This window comes from Agromyces sp. NPDC058126, assembly GCF_042884595.1.
GTDB lineage: Bacteria > Actinomycetota > Actinomycetes > Actinomycetales > Microbacteriaceae > Agromyces.
Genome location: NZ_JBHVTS010000002.1, coordinates 690,121 through 698,126, shown reverse-complemented (window position 1 = coordinate 698,126; position 8,006 = coordinate 690,121). Strand labels below are relative to the sequence as shown.

The window sequence follows — 8,006 nt, the reverse complement described above, 5'->3', positions numbered from 1 at the left end:
GGTGTGGTGGGGGGGGTGGCCGGGGGCCCCCGCGGGCGGGCGCCCGGCGGGGGTTCCCGGGGGGCGCGGGGGGGGGGGGGGGGGGGGGGCGCCCCCCGGCGCCCCCCCCCCCCCCCGACCGGCCGCGCCGGGAACGGCGCGGCCTCACCGTGCCGCACGGGTCTGCGGCACGGGGTCCGGTTCGACCAGCTCGACCCGCTGAGCAGGTCGGGCCCCGGCGCCGGTAGGGCGGCGCCGGGAATCCCGGCTATCGGCGCATCGCGAACCGCCGGAATCCGACGAGCACGAGACCGCCGACGAGGGCGAGCGCGGCCAGGCCGAGGCCAGAGGCGTCGGCACCCGTCGAGGCGAGCGACGCGTCGGCCGCCACGATCGTCGTGCCGCCCGATGAGGCGACGGTGGAGCCGTCGCCGTCGCCGTCACCCTCGCTGCCACCCGGGTTCGTGGGGTCGACCGGGTCGACCGGGTCCACGGGATCGACCGGGTCGACCGGGTCCACGGGATCGACCGGATCCACCGGGTCGACCGGATCCACCGGGTCGACCGGATCCACCGGGTCCACGATCGTCGACGAACCGGCGGTCTCGCTGTCGCCGATCACGGAGATCGCGTTGCCGCCGATCGTGATGGGCAGGGACAGTTCCGGCAGCAGCTGTGTTCCCCCGAGCAGCCCGCCATCGCCATCCGTCGTCGCCGAACCGCCCCCGGTTCCTGGCTGAACGACCGTCTCGGCGCCGGTCGACGTGGCGTCGCCGATCACCGAGATCGCATTGCCGCCGATCGTCACCGGCAGCCCGAGCTCGGGCAGCAGCTGCGTGCCGCCGAGGATCGAGTCGTCGCCCGACGTGCTCGCGTCGCCGCTGCCGGAGTCTCCGGTGCCGACCTCGGTGGCCGCCCCGTCGCTCGTCGAGTCGCCGATCACCGAGACGGCGTTGCCGCCGAGGGTGATCGGGATCTCGATCCCGCCGAGGATCTGCGTGCCGCCGAGCAGGCTGTCGTCGCCCGACGTCACCGCCTCGCCGGTACCCGAATCGCCCGAGTCGCCGGTGCCGGCCGTAGTGGCCGCTCCGTCGCTCGTCGAGTCGCCGATCACCGAGATGGCGTTGCCGCCGAGGGTGATCGGGACGTCGAGGTCGATCAGGGCCTGCGAGCCGCCGAGCAGCGAGTCGGTCCCGCTGGTCTCGGCGCCCGATGCGTCGCCGGAACCAGTGCTCGGTGTGGGCGCCGGCGCGGGTGCCGGTGCGCTCGACGTGCCGGCGTCCTCGCTCGAGGAGTCGCCGATCACCGAGATCGCGTTGCCGCCGACCGTGATCGGCACCTCGACGTCGATGAGCGCCTGGGTTCCCGAGCCGATGCCGTCGTCACCGGAGGTGACTGCGGCCGGCACCGGGGCGTCATCGGCCGCGACGTCCGTCGCGGTATCCGACGACGACGAGTCCCCGATGAGGGAGATCGCGTTGCCGCCGAGCGTGATGGGCAGGTCGATCGAGATCCCGGCTTGGGTCCCCGACACGATGCCGTCGTCGCCGCCCGTTTCGGACGCGTGGGCGACACCGGCTCCGAGGAGCGTGAGCCCCCCGGCGAAGAGGGTCGCGTACAGCGCCCTCAAGGCCATTCTCTTCATGATCCAGTCCTCCTGACTGATGCGGGATGTCGCTCCCGGGCAGGGAGCGATGACCATGTCCGCGAGGGCACGCGGGCGCGTGCGAGCGGACCGGTTCCCGGTCAGTCAGGGGTGGAGTCGGTGTCGTACACCGGCGACGACGGCAGTTCGTCGTCGACGGAGTTGAGCGCGAGCGACGCGAGCGCGTCGAGTTCGAGGGCGGCGAAGGCCGCGTCCGAGGCGCTGGATGCCGCGCCCGCACCGGCGCCCGCGGCGCCCGTGCCCGGGGCACCCGAGCTGCCGCCGGGGGCGGCCGGGGTGCTCGGCGCGGGCGCGCCGTCGTGCGGGGTTCCCCGCTCGGCGGGCGACACGGAGGCGGCGCCCATCGACGCGGCCCCGTCGAGGGCCCGGGGCGGGCCGGAACCGGGAGGCCCGGCATCGCCGTTCGCCGGTGGCGCGGCGGGCTCGCCCGGGGGTGCCCCGGGTTCTCCGGGCGCCGCGGGATCGACCGGGTTCTCGCCCGGTCCGCCCGGGAGGCCGGGATCGACCGGATCGACCGGATCGACCGGAAGCAGCGGGATCGACGGGATCTGGGGGAGTACGCCCGAACCGTCGGTCGGCAGCTCGCCGAAGTCGCCGACGACCGTGCCGAGGGTTGTGTCGACCACGTCGACCACGGGGTCGAGGACCCCGCCGAGCGTGTCGTCGCCGAGCAGCGAACCCAGCACCGGAAGCGAGCCGACGAGGTCGTCGACGCCCCCGGTGATCGGGGTGGTGATCGCGCCGACCGTGCCGCCGCCCGCAAGGTCGGAGACGGTGCCGGTGACCTCGTTCGCGACCTCGCCGACCGTGGAGTTTGCGTCGCCGATCACGGTGTTCGTCGTCTCGGTGACGGTGTCGACCACCTCGGGCACGACGGTCTCGACCGTGTCGGCCACGGGCTCGGGTGCGACCTCGACCACGGGGTCGAGCAGTTCGTTCACGGGGTCGACGACCGTGTCGACGACCCCGTCGAGGGTGTCGCCGACGGCGCCGGTGATCTGCGTCACCCCGCCGACCAGCGAGCCGACGCCGCCGAGCAGCCCGCTCGGCTCCTGCTCGTCGGCCGAGGCGCTCGCGCCGCTCGAGAAGAGCGAGACCGCGAGCCACGCGGCCGCGAAGGCGGTGCCGAGCACGGCGTAGCGGAGCCACGGCACCTGCCGTGCGCCGTCGTCGCCGATCCGCGCGCCCCCCACGAGGGTCACCATAGCGTGCAGGGTGCGCTTCGGTCGAGGAATTCCCGCAACGGATTCCGACACTCGGTGACATCCCGCGCCACCCGCCTGCGAGAATCGAGCAATGCACCTGCTCGCTGCGCTCAGCATGAAGAACCGCGCGCTCATCGCGCTCGTCACGATCGTCGTCGCGATCTTCGGCGGCATCTCGCTCACGAGCCTGAAGCAGGAGCTCGCGCCGTCGATCGAGTTCCCGCAGCTCTCGATCGTGTCGAGCTACCCCGGAGCTTCGCCCGACATCGTCAACACCGACGTGTCGACCCCCATCGAGACGGCGATCCAGGGCATCACGGGGCTCGAGTCGACGTCGACGACGAGCTCGACCGGGCTGTCGCGGGTGACCGCGAGCTTCACCTACGGCACCGACCTCGCCTTCGCCGAGCAGAAGCTGCTGTCGGCGGTCAACCGCATCCAGAGCCAGCTGCCCGACGACGTCGACCCGCAGGTGATCGCGCTCAGTCTCGACGACTTCCCGGTGCTGCAGATCGCGGTCACCGGCGCTGACGACATGAGCGCCCTCTCCGACGAGATCGAGCGCACCACCCTCGGCGAGATCACCGACGTCGACGGCGTGCGCGACGCGACCCTCGTCGGCGAGATCGGCCAGCGGGTCACGATCACGCCCGACCCCGCGAAGCTCGCCGAGTTCGGCATCACCCAGCAGGCCATCCGCGACGCACTGCAGCAGAACGGGCTCCTCGTGCCCGCCGGCACCATCACCGAGGGCGACTCGACCTTCGCGGTGCAGACCGGCACCCGCATCGGCAGCGTCGACGAGATCGCCGCGCTGCCCGTGCTCGGCGCCACCGAGGCGCCCGCGATCCCGGATGCCTCGGAGGAGGGCTCGGGCGACGGCGCCGGGCTGCCGACCGACGGCACGGAACTGCCGAGCGACGGCACCGAGACCGGCACGGGGGCCGACGGTCTCCCCGCCGCGGTGCGAGTGCCCGCCGAGGTGACCATCTCGGACGTGGCCGCGGTCGAGCTCACCGACAACCCGGTCACGAGCATCTCGCGCGTCGACGGCGAGCCGGCGCTCACGATCTCGGTCACGAAGTTGCCCGCGGCCAACACCGTCGAGGTGTCGAACGCCGTGACGGCGCTGCTTCCCGACCTCGAGGCCTCGCTCGACACGACGAACCCCGGTGCCACGTTCACCGTCGTCTTCGACCAGGCGCCGTACATCGAGCAGTCGATCGAGTCGCTCGCGACCGAGGGCCTGCTCGGCCTCGCGTTCGCGGTGATCGTGATCCTGATCTTCCTGCTCTCGGTGCGGGCCACCCTCGTCACCGCCATCTCGATCCCGACGTCGGTGCTGATCACCTTCATCGGGCTGCAGGCCGCCGACTACACGCTGAACATCCTCACGCTCGGTGCCCTCACGATCGCGATCGGCCGCGTGGTCGACGACTCGATCGTCGTCATCGAGAACATCAAGCGCCACCTCGTCGAGGGCGTCGACAAGGCGGCCACGATCGTGCACGCGGTGCGCGAGGTCGCGGGCGCGATCACCGCCTCGACGATCACGACCGTCGCGGTGTTCCTGCCGATCGCGCTCGTCGAGGGCGTGACGGGCGAGCTGTTCCGCCCGTTCTCGCTGACCGTGACGATCGCGCTCCTCGCTTCGCTCCTCGTCTCGCTCACGATCGTGCCCGTGCTCGCCTACTGGTTCCTGAAGCCGGCGAAGCTGCACGTCGAGCAGGGCGCCGAGGAGGTCGAGGCCGAAGTGGCCGCGGCCGCGTTCGTCGACGACGTCTGGCTCGCGCCCGAGCTGCGCGACGAGAGCGGCGCCACCGGGCTTCCCGTTGCGGGAGGCGGGCGCGAGGCATCCACCCGAACCGCCGTGAAGCCGGTCGCGCCCGACGAGCTCGAGCACCCCTCGCGCCTCCAGCGCGGCTACCTGCCGATCATCGGATGGACGCTGAAGCACGGCGTGATCACGCTCATGATCGCCGTGCTGGTGCTCGTCGGCACGGGCGCGATGATCCCGCTGATGAAGACCAACTTCCTCGGCTCCTCGGGGCAGAACACCTTCCGCGTCACGCAGGAGCTGCCGATCGGCACGAGCCTCGAGGCGCTCGACGAGGCGTCGAAGCCGGTCGAGCAGGTCATCCGCGACACCGAGGGCGTCGAGACGGTGCAGACGTCGATCGGCTCGGGCTCGAACCCGCTCGCCGCGGCGTTCGGCGGCGGCGGCGCGACCGTCACCTACTCGGTGACGACCGATGAGGATGCCGACCAGGACGCCCTGCAGGCGGAGGTGCGCGAGGAGCTCGACGGCCTCGACGACGTCGGCGAGGTCTCGATCGCCGCCTCGAGCGGCTTCGGCGCCTCGAACGACATCGAGGTCGATATCACCGCCTCGAACGCCGAAGACCTGCAAGCCGCGACCGACGCGGTCGTCGACGAGCTCGAGGGCGTGGACTCGGTGTCGCAGGTCACCTCGAACCTGTCGGAGTCGCGACCGTACGTCGCGGTCGAGGTGAACCGGGCGGATGCCGCGGCGGCGGGCTACTCGGAGGTCGCCCTCGGCGGCTTCGTCTCGGCGGCGATGCAGCCGCAGAACGCCGGCTCGGTCGTGATCGACGAGAAGACCCTCACGATCTACCTCGCGAGCGAGAACCCGCCCGTGTCGGTCGAGGAGCTCTCGGCGCTCGAGGTGCCGACGCCGGCCGGGGTCGTGCGACTCGACACCCTCGCGACCGTCGAGCAGGTCGACGGGCCGGCCTCGGTCACGACCGTGCAGGGCCTGCGCAGCTCGACCGTCGCGGCGACGCCCGCGGGCGACGACCTCGGCACGGCGAGCGGCGAGGTGCAGGCCGCGGTGAGCGCGGTCGACCTGCCCGAGGGCACGACGGCCTCGCTCGGCGGCGTCACCGCCGACCAGCAGGAGTCGTTCTCGCAGCTGGGCCTCGCGCTGCTCGCCGCGATCCTGATCGTCTACATCGTGATGGTGGCGACGTTCCGCTCGCTGCTGCAGCCGCTGCTGCTGCTCGTGTCGGTGCCGTTCGCGGCGACCGGTGCGATCGCGCTCCAGGTGATCACCGGCATCCCGCTCGGCGTCGCCTCGCTCGTCGGCGTGCTCATGCTCGTGGGCATCGTCGTGACGAACGCGATCGTGCTCGTCGACCTCGTGAACCAGTACCGCGACCGGGGCATGAACGTGCGCGACGCGCTCGTGCACGGTGCCTCCCGACGACTCCGCCCGATCCTCATGACGGCGCTCGCGACGATCTTCGCCCTCCTGCCGATGGCGCTCGGCATCACCGGGCACGGCGGGTTCATCTCGCAGCCGCTCGCGATCGTGGTGATCGGCGGTCTGCTCTCGTCGACGCTGCTCACGCTCGTCGTGCTGCCCGTGCTCTACGACCTCGTCGAGGGCGGGCGCGAACGACGCCGGGACAAGCGTGCGGCGAAGGCCGCGGGCCGTCCGGACGACACGGCTCCGGTGCCCGCGGCGGTGGCGACCGCAGCGGCGGACGCTGCGCGCGCGGCTCCTGCTGCGCCCGAGGCTCCTGCTGCGTCCGAGGCTCCCGCGTCGCCCGAGGCTCCCGCAGGGTCCACTCCTGCGACCTCGACGGCGGCCGGGCCGGTCGCGCCGTGGCCGGATGCCGCGCCGAGCGAGCCCACCGAGTCGGTCGAACCGGCAGAGTCGGCCGAGCCGAGCGAACCGGTCGAGCCGGCCGAGCCGAGCACGGCCGAGGAGCCGGGCAGTCCGAGCGAGTCGGCCGGGCCCACCGAGACCCGCGACGACGACGAGCCCGGAAGCCCGCAGCCCCGCTGACCCCGTCGGCGGTCGCCCGAGCGACCGCCGACGGCGGTGCGTCCGTCAGCCGGCCAGCTTGGCGGCCTTCGCCAGGAGCGCGTCGCGCTCGCGCTCGTTGCCCGTGAGCCGGGCGGCGGTCTCGAGCTCGGCGCGCGCCTCGTCGGTGCGTCCGAGCCGCGCGAGCAGCTCTCCGCGCACGGCGGGCAGCGCCGGGTAGCCCGCGAGCCGGCCCGTTGCGACGAGTTCGTCGACGACCCGCAGCGCCGAGGCGGGCCCGGTCGCCATCGCGATCGCCGCGGCGCGGTTGAGGTCGACGACGGGGGAGGGGGCGATGCGTCCGAGCGCCTCGTACAGCACCACGATCTGCGCCCAGTCGGTGTCGTCGGCGGTCGGGGCGACGGCGTGGCATCCGGCGATCGCGGCCTGCAGCCCGTAGGCCGCACGACCACGGCCGATGCGGTCGGCGCGGGCGAGCGCCTCCTGCCCGCGCGCGATCTGCGCGCGGTCCCAGCGGGAGCGGTCCTGCTGGTCGAGCGGGATCGCGCTGCCGTCGCGGGCGGTGCGCGCCGGGAAGCGGGCGGCAGTGAACTCCATCAGCGCCACGAGCGACTGCGCCTCGGGCTCGCGAGGCATGAGCCCCGCCACCATGCGGGCGAGCCGCAGGGCCTCGGCCGAGACATCCGCTCGCACCCATTCGCCGCCCGAGGCGGGCAGGTAGCCCTCGTTGAAGATCAGGTAGAGCACGTGCAGCACCGACGCGAGGCGCTCGGGGTACTCGTTCGGCTCGGGCACCGCGAACGGCACGTTCGCCGCGGCGAGGGTCTTCTTCGCGCGCACGATGCGCTGCTGGATCGTCGCGGTCGGCACGAGGAACGCGCGCGCGACCTCCTCGCTCGAGAGGCCGCCGACGATGCGCAGGGTGAGGGCGATCTGCGCCTCGCGCGAGAGCACGGGGTGGCACGAGACGAAGACGAGCCGCAGCACGTCGTCGTCGATCGTGTCCGGGTCCCAGAAGGTGTCGGATGCCTCGCCGTCGTGCTGCTCGAGGTCGCGCGCCATGGCCGCGTACCGTTCGTCGAGCCGCTCGCGGCGGCGCCAGCCGTCGATCGCCCGGCGCTTCGCGACGGCCGTGAGCCACGCGCCGGGATTGTTCGGCACGCCCTCGTCGGGCCACTGCTTGAGCGCTTCGAGGAGCGCCTCCTGCGCGAGGTCCTCGGCCTGGCCGACGTCGCCGGTGAATCGGGCGAGCGTCGCGACGATGCGGGCCGATTCGATGCGCCACACCGCCGCGACGGCGCGCCGGGCACGGTCGGCGTCGGCGTTGGCCGGCCCGGCCGTGCCCGAGGCATCCGCTGCGGTCATC

4 protein-coding genes are annotated in these 8,006 nt (G+C 73.2%); 1 reads left to right on the top strand and 3 read right to left on the bottom strand.

Annotation, left to right across the window (positions count from 1 at the left end):
- Positions 1-247: 247 nt before the first annotated feature.
- On the bottom strand, positions 248-1,624 hold the full coding sequence (locus ACFVTR_RS08420) for a hypothetical protein (RefSeq protein ID WP_387036416.1): 1,377 nt from the start codon (positions 1,622-1,624) through the stop codon (positions 248-250).
- Positions 1,625-1,725: 101 nt separating this feature from the next.
- Positions 1,726-2,850, bottom strand: a complete 1,125-nt coding sequence (locus ACFVTR_RS08415) for a hypothetical protein (protein ID WP_387036414.1) — start codon at positions 2,848-2,850, stop codon at positions 1,726-1,728.
- Positions 2,851-2,941: 91 nt separating this feature from the next.
- On the opposite strand from ACFVTR_RS08415, the gene ACFVTR_RS08410 reads away from it, so the two are divergent.
- Positions 2,942-6,661 (top strand): efflux RND transporter permease subunit, encoded by a 3,720-nt coding sequence (locus tag ACFVTR_RS08410; RefSeq protein WP_387036412.1) that lies wholly within the window; start codon positions 2,942-2,944, stop codon positions 6,659-6,661.
- Positions 6,662-6,706: 45 nt separating this feature from the next.
- On the opposite strand, the gene ACFVTR_RS08405 is transcribed toward ACFVTR_RS08410, so the two are convergent.
- Positions 6,707-8,005: an RNA polymerase sigma factor gene (locus ACFVTR_RS08405; RefSeq protein WP_387036410.1), complete on the bottom strand. Its 1,299-nt coding sequence runs from the start codon at positions 8,003-8,005 to the stop codon at positions 6,707-6,709.
- Position 8,006 lies beyond the last annotated feature (1 nt).